Annotated in this window: 18 protein-coding genes; 7 read left to right on the top strand and 11 right to left on the bottom strand. The window is 63.8% G+C overall.

Annotated features, from left to right (window positions below; all coding sequences use genetic code 11):
- Both PJL15_RS20745 and PJL15_RS20740 read right to left on the bottom strand, forming a co-directional pair.
- A partial coding sequence (locus PJL15_RS20745) for a translation initiation factor IF-2 N-terminal domain-containing protein (protein WP_281453019.1) occupies positions 1-244 on the bottom strand: 244 nt, incomplete at its 3' end.
- A gap of 152 nt (positions 245-396) precedes the next feature.
- The gene (locus PJL15_RS20740; protein WP_348651501.1) at positions 397-693 is read right to left on the bottom strand and encodes a YlxR family protein; all 297 of its coding nucleotides are present in this window, start codon (positions 691-693) and stop codon (positions 397-399) included.
- Between PJL15_RS20740 and PJL15_RS20735 the strand changes: the two genes are divergently transcribed.
- Positions 640-831, top strand: a complete 192-nt coding sequence (locus tag PJL15_RS20735; protein ID WP_281453025.1) for a hypothetical protein — start codon at positions 640-642, stop codon at positions 829-831. The two genes, PJL15_RS20740 and PJL15_RS20735, sit on opposite strands and share 54 nt — an antisense overlap.
- 100 nt (positions 832-931) lie before the next feature.
- Here PJL15_RS20735 and nusA read toward each other — a convergent pair whose 3' ends face one another.
- Both nusA and rimP read right to left on the bottom strand, forming a co-directional pair.
- On the bottom strand, positions 932-1,912 hold the full coding sequence (gene nusA / locus PJL15_RS20730) for a transcription termination factor NusA (protein WP_281453018.1): 981 nt from the start codon (positions 1,910-1,912) through the stop codon (positions 932-934).
- Positions 1,912-2,523 (bottom strand): ribosome maturation factor RimP, encoded by a 612-nt coding sequence (gene rimP, locus PJL15_RS20725; RefSeq protein ID WP_281453017.1) that lies wholly within the window; start codon positions 2,521-2,523, stop codon positions 1,912-1,914. Before rimP ends, nusA begins: the two co-directional genes overlap by 1 nt.
- 105 nt (positions 2,524-2,628) lie before the next feature.
- On the opposite strand from rimP, the gene PJL15_RS20720 reads away from it, so the two are divergent.
- The 3 genes from PJL15_RS20720 to PJL15_RS20710 are packed head-to-tail and all read left to right on the top strand — an operon-like array spanning position 2,629 to position 5,590.
- Positions 2,629-3,756, top strand: a complete 1,128-nt coding sequence (locus PJL15_RS20720; protein ID WP_281453016.1) for a ferritin-like domain-containing protein — start codon at positions 2,629-2,631, stop codon at positions 3,754-3,756.
- A gap of 51 nt (positions 3,757-3,807) precedes the next feature.
- A complete protein-coding gene (locus PJL15_RS20715; RefSeq protein WP_281453015.1) occupies positions 3,808-4,536 on the top strand; it encodes a VIT1/CCC1 transporter family protein in 729 nt (242 codons plus the stop codon).
- Between the two features lie 49 nt (positions 4,537-4,585).
- The gene (locus PJL15_RS20710) at positions 4,586-5,590 is read left to right on the top strand and encodes an aminoglycoside phosphotransferase family protein (protein ID WP_432443844.1); all 1,005 of its coding nucleotides are present in this window, start codon (positions 4,586-4,588) and stop codon (positions 5,588-5,590) included.
- 14 nt (positions 5,591-5,604) lie between these two features.
- Here the strand turns inward: PJL15_RS20710 and PJL15_RS20705 are convergent, their stop codons facing one another.
- From PJL15_RS20705 to PJL15_RS20695, 3 genes are all read right to left on the bottom strand, one after another.
- A complete protein-coding gene (locus tag PJL15_RS20705) occupies positions 5,605-6,399 on the bottom strand; it encodes a sulfite exporter TauE/SafE family protein (RefSeq protein ID WP_281453013.1) in 795 nt (264 codons plus the stop codon).
- Positions 6,396-8,207, bottom strand: coding sequence for a proline--tRNA ligase (locus PJL15_RS20700; RefSeq protein ID WP_281453012.1), 1,812 nt, complete (start codon positions 8,205-8,207; stop codon positions 6,396-6,398). The genes PJL15_RS20705 and PJL15_RS20700 overlap by 4 nt, the downstream gene beginning before the upstream one ends.
- 213 nt (positions 8,208-8,420) lie before the next feature.
- A complete protein-coding gene (locus tag PJL15_RS20695) occupies positions 8,421-8,645 on the bottom strand; it encodes a hypothetical protein (protein ID WP_281453023.1) in 225 nt (74 codons plus the stop codon).
- A gap of 189 nt (positions 8,646-8,834) precedes the next feature.
- Here PJL15_RS20695 and PJL15_RS20690 point away from each other — a divergent pair, with 189 nt between their 5' ends.
- From PJL15_RS20690 to PJL15_RS20680, 3 genes are read left to right on the top strand one after another with little or no spacing between them, the layout of a single operon-like run.
- Positions 8,835-9,614, top strand: a complete 780-nt coding sequence (locus PJL15_RS20690) for an ABC transporter ATP-binding protein (RefSeq protein WP_281453022.1) — start codon at positions 8,835-8,837, stop codon at positions 9,612-9,614.
- An 8-nt stretch (positions 9,615-9,622) separates the two neighbouring features.
- Positions 9,623-10,366: an ABC transporter permease gene (locus PJL15_RS20685; protein WP_281453021.1), complete on the top strand. Its 744-nt coding sequence runs from the start codon at positions 9,623-9,625 to the stop codon at positions 10,364-10,366.
- Complete coding sequence (locus PJL15_RS20680) at positions 10,363-10,974, top strand: TetR/AcrR family transcriptional regulator (protein WP_281453011.1); 612 nt, start codon at positions 10,363-10,365, stop codon at positions 10,972-10,974. Before PJL15_RS20685 ends, PJL15_RS20680 begins: the two co-directional genes overlap by 4 nt.
- Before the next feature lie 59 nt (positions 10,975-11,033).
- On the opposite strand, the gene PJL15_RS20675 is transcribed toward PJL15_RS20680, so the two are convergent.
- From PJL15_RS20675 to PJL15_RS20660, 4 genes are all read right to left on the bottom strand, one after another.
- Positions 11,034-11,768 (bottom strand): hypothetical protein, encoded by a 735-nt coding sequence (locus PJL15_RS20675; RefSeq protein ID WP_281453010.1) that lies wholly within the window; start codon positions 11,766-11,768, stop codon positions 11,034-11,036.
- Between the two features lie 138 nt (positions 11,769-11,906).
- Positions 11,907-12,785, bottom strand: a complete 879-nt coding sequence (locus tag PJL15_RS20670; RefSeq protein WP_281453020.1) for a GNAT family N-acetyltransferase — start codon at positions 12,783-12,785, stop codon at positions 11,907-11,909.
- Positions 12,748-13,914 carry a flavodoxin-dependent (E)-4-hydroxy-3-methylbut-2-enyl-diphosphate synthase gene (gene ispG / locus PJL15_RS20665; protein ID WP_018779026.1) on the bottom strand — a complete coding sequence of 389 codons (1,167 nt, stop codon included), beginning with the start codon at positions 13,912-13,914 and terminating at the stop codon, positions 12,748-12,750. Before ispG ends, PJL15_RS20670 begins: the two co-directional genes overlap by 38 nt.
- A gap of 48 nt (positions 13,915-13,962) precedes the next feature.
- Positions 13,963-14,256 (bottom strand): YciI family protein, encoded by a 294-nt coding sequence (locus tag PJL15_RS20660; RefSeq protein WP_281453009.1) that lies wholly within the window; start codon positions 14,254-14,256, stop codon positions 13,963-13,965.
- Positions 14,257-14,288 lie beyond the last annotated feature (32 nt).

Below are 14,288 nucleotides of genomic sequence, written 5' to 3'. Positions count from 1 at the left end.
GGCCGGGAGCCGGGGCCGCCGGACGGGATGCTGCGGGACGTGCTGCCGCCGGGGCAGCTGCGGGTGCGGCTGACTTTGCAGCGCCGGCACCCGGGTAGGCGTCGCGAAGCTTCTTCACGACGGGGGCCTCAATGGTGGAAGAGGCGGAGCGAACGAATTCGCCCAATTCCTGCAGTTTGGTGACTGCATCTTTGGAAGTAATACCGAGCTCTTTGGCGAGCTCATGTACGCGGACCTTGGCCACATTTCTCCTGTCTCGGTCCGCACCGAGCCAGGCACGAACCGTCTACTTCTTACTGCGGGCCTTCGCCGCTTGCGCGATTGAAAGGCCCATTGCAGAGCGCAACAAAGTTGTCATCGTTACGCACTCATCGCTGGGAACTCATCGGGTTTCCATCAGTTTTCTGACCCGCTTTCAGGTTTGGACGGTTTTCCTGCGGATGCCGAAGCCTCCACAAGTGGCGTACCCGGCATCAGGTAGCGTTCGACGGCGCCCGTTTCAGTAGCGCCCGGGAGGGCCCTTCCGAAAGCGCGACGCTTGATCGCCAATGCCAAGCACTTTTCGCTGGGGTGCAGCCACGCACCCCTGCCGGCCATCCGGCGTCGAACGTCAACGAGGACGGCGGATGAACCGCTGCCTTGGGCGACGAGCCGGACAAGCCCGGACCGGGAGCCTTGCTTCCGGCATCCGATGCAGGTGCGAACAGGCCCCGGGCCATGTTCAAGCAGTTCAGCCACGATGTGTCCAACCTGCCTTACGCTACTTTCGCCCGGGGTGCCGGCCTGCACATGCAGCCGGGGCACACCAAGGCGCGCGGATACCGGACGTAAGCCCGGTTCCATCCAGTCTAGCCCCCCGGGCCCTGAGTCCTGAAACCAAGGGCGAGGGATACGCGGCATGGAACCGGCGGCCGAAGCCGCCGGTTGCGAACTATTCGGACTTGGCGGGGGCGGCGTCGGAAACGATATCGATCCGCCATCCCGTCAGCTTGGCTGCGAGCCGGGCGTTCTGGCCTTCTTTGCCGATCGCCAGCGACAGCTGGTAGTCCGGCACTACGACCCGGGCCGAACGGGTGGCCTCGTCGGTGATTGTGACCGAATTCACCCGCGACGGAGACAACGAGTTGGCGATGAAGGTTGCCGGATCATCGCTGAAGTCCACGATGTCGATCTTTTCGTCGTTCAGCTCAGTCATCACAGCGCGGACGCGTGAACCCATTTCACCGATGCAGGCACCCTTGGCGTTGACGCCCGGGGTGTTCGTCTTCACGGCAATCTTGGTTCGGTGGCCGGCTTCGCGGGCCAGCGCCACGATCTCCACAGAGTGGTCGGCAATCTCCGGAACTTCCATTTCGAAGAGCTTCCGGACCAGCCCGGGGTGTGAGCGTGAAAGCGTGATGGAGGGGCCTTTGGCGCCGCGGTGGACGTCCACGACGAAAGCGCGCAGGCGGCTTCCGTGCAGGTACTTCTCGCCGGGAACCTGCTCGGGCGGGGGCAGCAAGGCCTCAACAGATCCAAGGTTGACCTGGATCATGTGAGGGTTGTTGCCCTGCTGGATCATTCCGGCCACGAGTTCGCCTTCACGGCCCTTGAACTCGCCCAGCACGTTGTCGTCCTCAACGTCGCGAAGACGCTGGAGGATGATCTGGCGTGCGGTGCTTGCCGCAATGCGGCCAAAGCCGGCCGGGGTGTCCTCGAATTCGCCGATGGGCTCGCCGTCGTCGTCGATTTCAGTGGCCCAGATGGTCACGTGTCCGCTCTTACGGTCCAGTTCCGCGCGGGCCTTTTCGAAAGCGCCGGGCGTCTTGTGGTACGCCACCAACAGCGCTTGCTCGATGGTGGGAATCAGGAGATCCAGCGGGATTTCACGCTCACGCTCCAGGAGTCTCAGTGCGCTCATGTCAATATCCATTAGGCCTCCTCGGAAGGTCCGTTGTGCTCGTCTTCCAGCGCAGCCTCATGGAGGTGGCTGAATTCAATCTCGACTTTTCCTTGGCGGATCCTGTCGAAAGGAATAGTGATGGGGTCGCCCTGCTTGGGCTTCATGCCCTTCTTGACTTCATGCTCGGGGATGAGCGTCACGTCGTTCTCGCCGACGGAGGAAATGCGTCCCAGAAGGTTCTCGCCCTGGATCACCTTGACCCTGACCATCCGGCCACGGGCCCGGTGCCAGTGGCGGGGCTCAGTCAGCGGCCGTCCGACTCCCGGGGAGGAAACCTCGAGGTCGTAGGGACGGCCGTCGTCCTTGGGATCGTTGTCCAGAATATCGGACAATCCACGGGAGACTTCCGCGATGGCGTCAAGGCTGACGCCGCCGGTTTCTTCCTGGGGCAGGTCCACGACGACGTGGACCGTCCGGTGTGATCCGGCAACGTGGATGGAAACATCCTCGAGGTAGAGCCTGCTGGCAAGGACGGCCGGTTCGAGCAGCGCCTTGAGCCTGCTCTCTTCCGGGTTGTGGATGGTGGCCGTTGAGTTCGATTCAGAACGGTCTGTTGAAGTCGTGGCTTCCGAGTCACTCACGTTGCCCGCCGCCTCCCGATAGATGTTGTTGTGACTACTAGCCTAACGATTATCCCGGGAACATGGTGCACGGAGTTGCCCGCCCACGTGACACCATGGTGTGTTGTGAACGGGCGAACAAGCGAAAAACGACGAACACGGGCTTGGGGCCGGGTTCTGCTGGTTGCCGTGGTGGCCCTTCTGGTGGCAGGTACGGGAATGGTGCTGATTCCGCGCGATTCCGGGACTCCCCCGCCCGTTTCCTTCACCGAAACCGCCCGCGCCGATGCCGCGCATGACGCCGCGCGATTGCTGGAGTCCGCTGACGCCCTGTCCACGGCCGGGGGTCCGGACGCCAAAAACCAAGGTCTCGCGGATCTTGTGACATTGCTGACAACGCATGCGCAAGCTTTGGCTGCTCCTGCCGACGCGCCTGGCCTCCGCCCCACATCAACCTCCCCTGCTGCCGCAACAACGGAGGCCTCAGATGACGCAACTGCAACCCGGGCTTCGCTGCTGGAGCAGCTGTCCGGCAGTGGTCGGAAACGCCTGGCTGACGCACGGGAAGCCGACGGCGGTATCGCCCGCCTGCTTGCCGCCGTCGGAACATCCCAGCTGGTCCACGCCGAAACGCTGGCCGCAGCGTGGCAGTTGCCGTTGCCCGGGGACACGACGCCGGCCAACAACACGCCGCCCGCCAACAACACCACGGTGCCGGCAGCCGCACCAACAGCAGCCGCCTGCCCCTCCGTCAGCCCCACACCGGACCCTTCATCGGCCACCACCGATTCGGCCCTTGCCGCGGCAGTCCGCTCCCAGCAGGAAGCGGTGTACGCCTACCAAGTGGCCCTGAAACGGCTTGATGATGCTGTTGCCACGGCCGCTGCAAAGGACTTGCAAGCGCATTTGCTCCTGCTCCGACAGGCTGAAGCGCTGACCCGCGCCAACTGCGGCGACGTGCCCGCTACGACGGCCGGCTATCAGCTTCCGACGCTCTTCGCGCAGGATCCTGCTGCGGCCTTGGGCGCCCTGGAAACGTCCGCTTTGCCCGGATACGGGGACCTCGTGGCGTTGTCCACGGATGAAACCCGGCAGTGGGCGGTGGACGGCCTCCTGTCCGCGGCCCGCAGGAGCATTGCCTGGGGCGCCACCCTTCCGGCGCTCCCGGGACTCAAGCTCGACGCCGGGGAGTTGCCACCGCTGCCAACGTCGGCTCCAGCTTCGAGCACGGGCCGGGCGACGAACGCCGGATAGGTGAGCCTTTCCATGCTGGCCAAGCCCGTCAACGGGTGCTTGGCTAGGAACATGGCTTCAACGGAAACTGCCACCACCCATGAGAACGAGCCGCACCGGGACGATCTGGCGCACCGGCTGAACTGGCTAAGGGCCGGGGTACTGGGCGCCAACGACGGGATTGTGTCGGTAGCGGCAATAGTGGTTGGCGTGGCGGGTGCCACCACCAACACGGGCAGCATCCTGGCCGCCGGAACAGCGGGCCTGGTTGGTGGAGCGATCTCCATGGCCTTGGGAGAGTACGTTTCGGTCAGCAGCCAGAGCGACACCCAGAGGGCCCTGATCGAAAAGGAACGGCGCGAACTGGCCGAACAGCCTGAGGACGAGCTCGAGGAACTCGCCGCGATCTACGAATCCAAGGGGCTAAGCGCCAAGACGGCCAGGACGGTTGCCGAAGAACTGACCGAACACGATGCTTTGGCAGCCCACCTTTCCGCCGAACTGAACATTCACGAAAACGACATCGTGAGTCCATGGAACGCAGCCTTGGCCTCCGCGGTGGCGTTCACGCTGGGAGCGGTGCTGCCGATGCTGGCGATTCTCCTTCCCCCTGCGGAAATGCGGGTACCCCTGACGTTCGTTGCCGTGCTCCTGGCCTTGGCCATCACCGGCGCCATTGGTGCCTGGATTGGCGGGGCCTCGCGCTTCAGGGCGGCAGTGAGGGTGGTGCTGGGCGGAGCCCTGGCTCTCGCCGCAACCTTCTCGATCGGAACGCTCTTGGGCGCCAGCGGCGTTTTCTAGGGGCCGCGCGTTGCCGCAGAGTTAGGCTGTTCGCGTGACCCTTCACGCGATGATTCCCATTCCGGGCGACCTTCACGCCCGGTATAACCGCGACTCAGCGGGCCGGGACTGGTTGGCCAGCCTGCCGGGTCTCGTCGCCGGGGCCTTGGACAGGTGGCAGCTTTCCGTTGACCTGGCGCCGGGTGCCGAGCCGTGGAACGGCCACGGCGCACTCGTTGTGCCGGTCCTGCAGGATGGCGTTCCCGCAGCCTTGAAGATTGCCTTCCCGCACGACGAAGCGAAAGTGGAGCGGCATGCCCTGTCATTGTGGGAGGGCCGGGGCGCTGTCCTTCTCCTGGCATCCGATGCCGACAGTTGCTCCATGCTGTTGGAACGCCTGGACGCATCGAGGTGGCTTCAGGACGTGCCGATGGACCAGGCTGTGGACACGTGGGGCGGCATCGTGCGGAAGCTCTCTATCCAGCCCGGCGAAGGTCGTGTTTGGCAGGCCTTCGATCACATCGCCGCGACTGCCGAGCGCTGGAGCGACGAACTGCCCGCAGAATGGGAACGCCTTGACCGGCCCTTCCCGAGGTGGCTTTTGGAGGCAGCCCTGGAGGTGTGCCAGACGCGCGGAGCCGTGGGCCGACGTTCAGGCAAAGACGTCCTGGTCCACACGGATCTGCACTTCATGAATATCCTGGCCACCCGCGACCACCAGCTTGGCCGCGGAAGCTACCTCGCCATCGATCCGCAACCGCAGATCGGCGAAGCGGAATTCGCCGTGGCCCCGATTCTCTGGAACCGCATAGGCGAGCTGTCCCGGACAGACCCGGAAGCCGCGTTGCGGGAGCGGTGCCACGACTTCAGCCTTGCTGCCGGCCTTGACCCCGGGATCGCGCGGCAGTGGAGCATCGCCCGTGAAGTGGGAAATGCCCTGTGGTACGCCACAAAGCCGGGACACGGCGGCGATCTGGCCCGGTCGCTGTGGGTAGCGAGCACCATGGCGGGCCGGACCTTGGACAACTTACCGCGGGCCCACGAACTCCCGGATCCGGGCGGGCTCAAAAGCTGAGGAGTCGGAGAACCCTAGGCGAAGTTCTCATTCCAGACATCGACACCCAGTTTGATGATCAGCGCCGCCACCACAATGAGGAAGACCAGCCGCACGAACTTGCTTCCCCTCGCCACTGCCGTCCTGGCGCCGAGATAGCCACCAGCCATGTTGGCGAGTCCGAGGACCAGGCCCACGCCCCACAACAGTGAGCCGTGCGGCAGGAAGAAGATCAGCGCTCCAGCATTGGTTGCCATATTGACGATCTTCGCTTTGGCACTTGCTTCCAGGAAGGCATAGCCCATGGCCGAAACCAGTGCAATGACAAGGAACGAGCCCGTGCCGGGACCGATCAGGCCATCGTAGAAACCGATGACCGCGCCAATAAGGCAGGCCACAACATAGTGCTTGTGTCCATCGTGCCGCAGTGCCGTCAGCTCACCTGCTTGAGGACGCAGCGCCGTGAAAATCGCGACGGCGATCAGCGCCAGCACGATGATGGGCTTGAAAACACTCGCCGGGAGGGACGCCGCCAGGATGGCTCCGCCAAAGCTCCCGGCCAGGGCGATGACTGCCATGGGAATCGCGGTCTTGAGGTCCGGTCCTACGCGGCGGTAGTACGTTACTGCGCTGGTGGTGGTGCCGAAGATGGACCCCATTTTGTTGGTCGCCAGGGCTTGGACGGGCGTGATGCCCGGTACCAGCAGGAGGGCGGGGAGCTGGATCAGCCCCCCTCCCCCAACCACTGCGTCAATCCAGCCGGCCGCGAATCCAGCCACCACAATCAGGATGAGTGTGGTGAGCTGGATCGATTCGAAGCCGGAGATCACCGGGATCGTACGGCGTTGACCACGTAATCCACGGCCTTGTCCACGGGGACGTTCTCGGCATCGCCGCTGCGACGGTCCTTGATTTCCACCACGCCGTCCGTCAGGCCACGGCCGACTGCGAGGATGGTGGGCACGCCCACCAGCTCGGCATCGCCAAACTTCACGCCGGGAGATACCTTGGGCCTGTCATCGAAGATGACCTCCAAACCGGCAGCCTCAAGCTCGTTGGAGAGCCTCTCGGCGGCTTCGAAGATCTCCTCGCCGCGGCCTACGGCCACAACGTGGACATCTGCCGGAGCAACCGAGCGCGGCCAAACAATGCCCCGCTCGTCGTGGTTGGCTTCGGCCAAGGCTGCAACGGCACGGGTCACGCCCACGCCGTAGGAGCCCATGGTCACTACTACCTGCTTGCCGTTCTGGTCCAGGACCTTCAGGTCGAGGGCTTCTGCGTACTTACGGCCGAGCTGGAAAATGTGGCCCATTTCAATACCGCGGGCCGTCTCCAAGGGACCGGAGCCGTCAGGAGCAGGGTCGCCTTCACGCACTTCAGTGCTCTCGATGACGCCGTCCCAGCTGAAGTCGCGGCCGGCCACCAGGCCAAAGACGTGCTTGCCCTCGGAGTTGGCGCCGGTCACCCAGCTAGTGCCGGAAACAACCCGGGGATCAACCAGGAACAGCACCTTGGAGGTGCCCTCAAGGCCCAGTACGGGCTGGTCGAGGGACAGCCCCGGACCGATGTAGCCCTTTACGAGCCACGGCAGCTTCTTGAGGTCTTCCTCGTTGGCAGCCTCGAGCCCGATTTCACCCGCGATGGGCAGGTACGAGCCGATGTTGGCTTCCACGCGCTTGAGGTCCACGGCGCGGTCGCCCGGTACGCCGATAACCACGATCTGGCGCTCACCGGTGGGCAGCGTCACGGCGAGGACCACATTCTTGAGCGTGTCGGCGGCAGTCCAGGGGCCGCCGTCGGAAGCGTTGCGGGGAGCCAGCTGGTTCGCTGCGGCGACCAAGGTCTCGATGGTGGGCGTGTTGGGCGTGTCCAGGACCGCGGCGGGAGGTGCGTTGGTGAAGTCGATGTCAGCCGGGACGACGGTTGTGACGGCTTCGACGTTGGCGTAGTAGCCGCCTGCGGAGCGTACGAACGTGTCCTCGCCGATCTCGGTGGGGAACAGGAATTCCTCGCTCTTGGAGCCACCCATCGCGCCGGCCGTGGCGGCCACGGGGATCACTTCAAGGCCCAGGCGCTCGAAGATCTTCAGGTAGGCAGCACGGTGGGCGGCGTAGCTTGCGTCCAGCCCGGCGTCGTCGACGTCGAACGAGTAGGAGTCCTTCATGATGAACTCGCGGCCGCGCAGGAGGCCCGCACGGGGACGGGCTTCATCGCGGTACTTGTTCTGGATCTGGTAGAGGCTCAGCGGCAGGTCCTTGTAGGACGAGTACAGATCCTTGACCAGCAGGGTGAACATTTCCTCGTGCGTAGGGGCCAACAGGTAGTCGGCACCCTTGCGGTCCTGCAGGCGGAACAGGCCTTCGCCGTACTCGGTCCAGCGGTTGGTGGCCTCGTAGGGCTCGCGGGGAAGCAACGCCGGGAAGTGGACTTCCTGGGCACCGATGGCGGACATTTCCTGGCGGATGATGTCCTCGACCTTGCGCAGGACGCTCAGCCCCAACGGGAGCCAGGTGTAGATGCCGGGGGCCGCACGGCGGATGTAGCCGGCGCGGACCAGGAGCTTGTGGCTGGCGACCTCGGCGTCGACGGGATCTTCACGCAGGGTGCGCAGGAATAACTGGGAAAGGCGAAGGACCACGGGTACGTATCCGTTTCTTTGGCAGATGTGGCAGAACAACTGCCTACTAATCTACCGGCTGACGGCCTCGCGCCCTGAACGGGCGCCCGGACCGCCCTGGCCCACACACGGAAGAGCCACGCCGTCGCGAGCGGAAGCCCCTGGCCGCTGTGGGCTGGTCATCCGGCGATGGCGTGGCTCAACGGCCGTCCGGCCGCAGGCTTTATCCGTGGACTACTTCGTCTTTCCCTCCAGGGCGACGAGGACGCCTGCGACTGCGAAGTGCTTGTTGCTGCCGAGCTCGCGGATGGTGTCGATACCCAGGGAATCCTTCAACACCTTTGCCGTCGCATCCGTAACACCCGCCAACGCGGCCGGAGATGCGTCCAGAATTTCCTTCAGGGTCTTGTCCTCGTACGCCTTATCGAGTGCTTTGGAAAGATCAACGCCAACTGCCATTGTCACGATTCCCCTCAATGATCACCCGCGCCCCAACGACACGGTTAGGGACGAACCTATGTGATCGGCGACACGTTTTCAAGGATTCCTTGTGCTTTCGATGGATAAAGAAGGGCCTTGACCAGCACCTCCGGCCGTTCTACGTTTAATTCATCACTTGGTGAATTACTGGATCTTCGTGAGGCCATCATGTCGCAGACCGCCCGTCACGCCGCCCGCCCCGTCGCCGCGGCTGCCATCGAAGCGAGGGGACTTCATGTTGCCCTGGGCCGGACCAAAGTCCTTCGCGGCCTGGATTTCTCGGTAGAGCCGGGCCGGATAGCCGGGTTGCTGGGGCCCTCGGGAAGCGGCAAGACCACGCTCATGCGCGCGATCGTCGGAGTCCAGCGGATAACGCAGGGATCGGTGACCGTCCTCGGGCTGCCGGCCGGCAGCGCGCCGTTGAGGCACGACGTCGGATACGTCACCCAGGGTGCCAGCGTCTACGGAGACCTAAGCGTCGAGTCGAACGTCCGCTATTTTGGCGCCATGCACGGTGCGACGGCGGCCGATGCCGCCGAAGCGATTGCCGCCGTCGGACTTCAGGACTTTTCCCGGCAAAAGGCCGCCGACCTGTCGGGTGGCCAATTCAGCCGGGTCTCTCTGGCCTGTGCGCTGGTGTCCCACCCGAAACTGCTGGTGCTGGACGAGCCCACCGTGGGTTTGGACCCCGTACTCCGGGCTGAACTGTGGGAGCGGTTTGCCGCCATGGCCGCACAGGGAACTACCCTGCTGGTCTCGAGCCACGTCATGGAGGAAGCATCCCATTGCTCAACGCTCCTGTTGCTGCGGGACGGCCTCCTGATGGCGCAATTGACGCCGCGCGAGCTGGCCGAACGCGGAAGCAGCGACGACCTTGAACGGGCGTTCCTGACCATCATCAAGGCCGCCGGCCGCGGCCAGCAGGAAAGCCAGGTGGCATCATCATGAACCTCCGAATGACCCTCGCCACCACCACCCGCGTCCTGGGGCAACTGCGGCACGACCACCGGAGCGTGGCCCTGATCCTCGTGGTGCCTGCCCTCCTCCTGACGGCCGTCTACTTTCTCTACGAAAATGAAAGCCTGCCGCCAGGAGTCCCCCGCACGTTTGACCGTGTGGGCCTGATGATGCTGGCCATCTTTCCGTTCGTAGTGATGTTCCTGGTGACCTCCATCACCATGCTCCGCGAACGTACGTCCGGGACACTGGAACGGCTGCTCACCACGCCCATCCATAAAGCCGACCTGCTGTTCGGCTATGCACTGGCTTTCTCGATCATGGCGGCCCTGCAATCCCTGGTGGCCACTGCCGTGGCCTACTGGATTTTCAACCTGGACATCCAGGGAAGCCCCGGGCTGGTGGTGCTGATCGCCGTGATTAATGCTGTGCTCGGGGTGGCCTTGGGCCTGCTGTGTTCGGCGTTTGCGCGGACGGAGTTCCAAGCGGTGCAATTCATGCCGGTAGTGGTGGTTCCGCAGATCCTGCTGTGCGGACTTTTTGTAGCACGCCAGGACATGAACCAGGTCCTGGACAGCATCTCCGGCGTCCTCCCCTTGACGTTCTCGGTGGATGCGTTGAAGGAGATCGCGGGTAATGCCGAGGCGACGTCTGCGCTGTGGCAGGACGCTTTGGTCATGGGATTGACAGTGGTGGGAGTCCTGGTCCTGGCTTCGCTGACGCTGAGGCGGCAAACACGATGAGCCTTCCGCAACTGCGGCGTGGCCGACGCAGTCCGGGGGACCACTCCAGGGAGGCCATCCTGGCTGCGGCACGGGCACTCTTCGCCGAGCAGGGGTTCGATGGCACAAGCCTGCGCCAGGTGGCCCGCGAAGCGTCAGTGGATCCAGGCATGGTGCACCACTTCTTCAAGGGCAAAGACGAGCTGTTCGCAGCAAGCGTCGCCCTGCCGGCCGACCCCGCGGCGGTTCTTGCCGACGTCGAAAACGTTGATCCGGCCGTAAGGGCGGAAGCCATTGTCCGGGCCGTCCTGGAACTCTGGGAAGGCCCGGCGCAGCACGCCTTGGTGGCTTTCGCCCGCGGCACCATCGGTTCGAAGGCCAAGACTGCGCTCATGCGCGAGATGGTCAACCGGGCAGTCCTCCCCCGGATCACGCCCGGCTTGCCTGGCTCGGCCGAGGAAGTACGGCTCCGCGGCAGCCTGGTGGCAACCCAGGTGGTGGGACTCATGCTGGGGCGATACGTGATCCGGCTGCAGCCCCTGGCCTCCGCCCCTCGCGATGACGTGGTCCGTTTGGTGGCCCCGACCATCCAGCGCTACCTCACGGGGAACCTGGCCTCCCCCATCTAGGTAACAGTAAATGCCGTTATGAGGGCCCAAAACGGCATTTACTGTTACTTAGTTGGGTGCTACTTGATGAGCTCCGCAGCGTCGTCGAGCATCGCTTCAAGCTTGGGAAGGTCCGAGTCCAGCACCTTTGTCCCGGCGGACTGGGCTACCAAAACGACGCCGCTCTTGACTGCGCTGACGAACAGCTGTTCCTGCGATCCGGCGGTACCGGCGGCCGTGCTGTGGTAAGCGATCGCGCCCGGGGTCTTGGCAGAGGTCGGCATCGCCTTGACGCTGGCATGCACCACCTCTCCCATGACCGTCATCTGGACCTCTCCACAGGCAGCAAGATCCTTGGCATTGTTCTCGGCAACTGCCTTTACCCGGTCCTCCGAGGCTCCCGAGAACAAGGACAGGAGATGAGCTGTCTCGGCCGTTGAACTGGCGGAAGCACCGATGCTCATGGTGGCACCCTCTTCCATTTGGATACCGCCACCAGTGAGGAAGCTGGTGCAGGCCGCGGGCTCAATGACGCTGTTCCCCATGAGGTCCTTCACCTGCTTCATGGTGTCGGCCATCTGGGCATCCGGCATCACCATGAGGCGGGTTCCCTTGGCGTCACGGACGTCGCCAACAATCTTTGTCAGCTCGGCCTTCGAGAAGGTGCGGAATTCCACCTGTGTAGGCGTAGGTGTCGCCGTTTCGCTGGCCGGTGCGGACGCAGCGTCCGTGGAAGTACCGGGACCACTGCACGCGGTAAGGCCCATGACCAACAGTCCTGACACGGCAAAACCGCGCAGCGCATTCTTATTCATTTGTTCCCCAAGGAAGTTTGAGTGATGTGGTGGCATGCGCCAACCGGGATAAGACTACAAGTACCAGGCGGCAGCACTAAAAACGGGAAGCATTAAAAACGGCCAGCCTAAAACGGCTGCACCTAAAAACAGACGTGCCTAAAACAGGACGGTTGCGAACGTGCCCACCTGTTCAAAACCGACGCGCTCATATGTGGCTCGGGCTTTGGTGTTGTAGTCATTGACGTACAGGCTCGTCACCGGGGCAAACGTCCTTGAGAGATTAACGACGGCGGCCATGTAACCGGCGCTCTGGCCGCGGCCGCGCAGTTCCGGATTCATCCACACGCCCTGCACCTGGGTAACGTCCCGGGTGACGGCCCCCAGTTCGGCTTTGAAGATGACGGTCCCTTGGGCATCAATGTGAACCAGGGAGTGCCCTTGCCGGATGAGTCCGGCCACCCTTTTGCTGTAGAACTCCTGGCCGCCCAGGAAGGGAGAGTAGCCCACTTCTTCCTCGAACATGGCGGCACAGGCGGGGAGGATACGGTCAAAATCTGCCATCGAGCCGAACGAGAGGTCGGGGTTGGCACCGATGGCCGGGCCGCCGGAGATGGAGAGAAGGGGTTGGTCAGCCCGGACCTCGTGGGCGAGGTGGCCCAGCTGCTCGAAACGGGAATAGAGCGCCAGCACTGTTTCAGCTGGTCCGAAAATGGAAGCGTATCGACGTCCGGTCTGGTGGGCGGCGTTGGCCACATAGCCGGCCAGTCCGGGTTCCAGCTGGACAGGAACCAGGTTGGCGCCGGCCCAGCAGGCACCCAGGAGGGTGTCGCCGTCGAAAACTCCGAACACGCTTGCGCCACCGCTGGTGGGTGCCGCTGTTCCGGTGCTCTCCAGGTGGGCAAGGATGAAGACGTTTGCTACGGCGTCTTCGTTTGCGAGCGCGCGAAGGGCCAGGGTGTCGGCACCGCCGAGCACCCTGACCCCCAAGCCGTTCTCGTTACGAGACGCTAACCACGGGGCTACCCTTGACAGCATCTTCGCCATCGGCCTCCCCCATCTCTTCAGCGATACGCATGGCCTCTTCGATCAGTGTCTCAACAATTTCGCTCTCCGGCACAGTCTTAATGACTTCGCCCTTCACGAAAATCTGTCCCTTGCCATTTCCGGAGGCCACACCGAGGTCCGCTTCGCGGGCTTCGCCGGGTCCGTTCACGACGCAGCCCATCACGGCAACGCGCAACGGAATCTCCATGCCTTCCAGGCCTGCGGTTACCTGCTCGGCGAGGGTATAGACATCCACCTGGGCGCGGCCACAGGAGGGGCAGGAAACGATCTCCAGCTTGCGCGGGCGGAGGTTCAGGGACTGCAGGATCTGGTTGCCCACCTTGATTTCCTCCACCGGCGGGGCGGAGAGGGAAACCCTGATGGTGTCGCCGATGCCTCGGGAAAGGAGCGCACCGAAGGCCGTGGCCGACTTGATGGTGCCCTGGAAGGCCGGTCCGGCCTCGGTGACACCGAGGTGGAGGGGCCAGTCGCCCTTCTCTGCAAGCATCTCGTAGGCGGCCACCATGATCACGGGGTCGTTGTGCTTGACGGAGATCTTGAAGTCGTGGAAGCCGTGCTCTTCGAACAAGGAGGCCTCCCAAACAGCGGACTCAACCAGGGCTTCCGGTGTGGCCTTGCCGTACTTCTTCAGGATGCCCGGCTCCAGCGAGCCGGCATTGACGCCAATACGGATGGACGTGCCGTGATCCCGAGCCGCAGCCGCGATTTCCTTGACTTGGTCATCGAATTTACGGATGTTGCCGGGGTTCACGCGTACTGCGGCGCAGCCTGCCTCGATGGCGGCGAAGACGTACTTGGGCTGGAAGTGGATGTCCGCGATCACGGGGATCTGGGACTTCCGGGCGATGATGGGCAGCGCTTCGGCATCATCGGCGGACGGGCAGGCCACGCGCACGATGTCGCAACCCGACGCCGTGAGTTCAGCAATCTGCTGGAGGGTGGCGTTGATGTCCGTGGTGGGCGTAGTGGTCATGGACTGAACGCTGATGGGCGAGTCAGAGCCAACGCCAACGGAACCAACCTTGATTTGTCGCGTCTTGCGGCGCGGGGCAAGGACGGGGGGTGGGGCTGCTGGCATTCCCAGGCTGACCGAGGTCACGTGGACTCCTTGGGTTGGGGTGGATCGTTGTGGTGGAGGGCGCCGGGGCTAGGAAGCGTGGGCTGCCAGGACGCCGATGATGGGCGCCCATTCGGTGGTGCGGATACCGGCGATGACTCCGGCTTCCGCGAAGGGGTCCTGCTTGAGGAGGTTATTGAGTTCGGCCTCTTCGGCAGCCTTGAAGATCAGCAAAGCGCCTGCACCGTCGCCGTACGGGCCGCTTGCGAGCAGCTTGTCGTCCTCAGCCAATTCGGCGAGCCAGGCACGGTGTGCTGGGCGGGCTTCGTCGCGGAGGGCGTCGGAATCGGCGACGTATACGTACTCAACAGCGAAAACAGTCATGGAGCTAGCCTATCTCCCCTGCCCAACCTGAA

It is taken from the genome of Paenarthrobacter nitroguajacolicus, assembly GCF_029952445.1.
Lineage (GTDB): Bacteria > Actinomycetota > Actinomycetes > Actinomycetales > Micrococcaceae > Arthrobacter > Arthrobacter nitroguajacolicus_B.
Note: the sequence above shows the minus strand (reverse complement) of the source record. Positions and strands in the feature narration are given on the sequence as shown.

Bases quoted from the DNA above. Each gene is read 5' to 3' on its own strand.
- nusA (WP_281453018.1), bottom strand. From the start codon at position 1,912: ATGGATATTGACATGAGCGCACTGAGACTCCTGGAGCGTGAGCGTGAA.
- PJL15_RS20715 (WP_281453015.1), top strand. From the start codon at position 3,808: ATGGCTTCAACGGAAACTGCCACCACCCATGAGAACGAGCCGCACCGG.
- PJL15_RS20710 (WP_432443844.1), top strand. From the start codon at position 4,586: ATGATTCCCATTCCGGGCGACCTTCACGCCCGGTATAACCGCGACTCA.
- PJL15_RS20695 (WP_281453023.1), bottom strand. From the start codon at position 8,645: ATGGCAGTTGGCGTTGATCTTTCCAAAGCACTCGATAAGGCGTACGAG.
- PJL15_RS20690 (WP_281453022.1), top strand. From the start codon at position 8,835: ATGTCGCAGACCGCCCGTCACGCCGCCCGCCCCGTCGCCGCGGCTGCC.
- PJL15_RS20685 (WP_281453021.1), top strand. From the start codon at position 9,623: ATGACCCTCGCCACCACCACCCGCGTCCTGGGGCAACTGCGGCACGAC.
- PJL15_RS20680 (WP_281453011.1), top strand. From the start codon at position 10,363: ATGAGCCTTCCGCAACTGCGGCGTGGCCGACGCAGTCCGGGGGACCAC.
- PJL15_RS20675 (WP_281453010.1), bottom strand. From the start codon at position 11,768: ATGAATAAGAATGCGCTGCGCGGTTTTGCCGTGTCAGGACTGTTGGTC.
- PJL15_RS20670 (WP_281453020.1), bottom strand. From the start codon at position 12,785: ATGCTGTCAAGGGTAGCCCCGTGGTTAGCGTCTCGTAACGAGAACGGC.
- PJL15_RS20660 (WP_281453009.1), bottom strand. From the start codon at position 14,256: ATGACTGTTTTCGCTGTTGAGTACGTATACGTCGCCGATTCCGACGCC.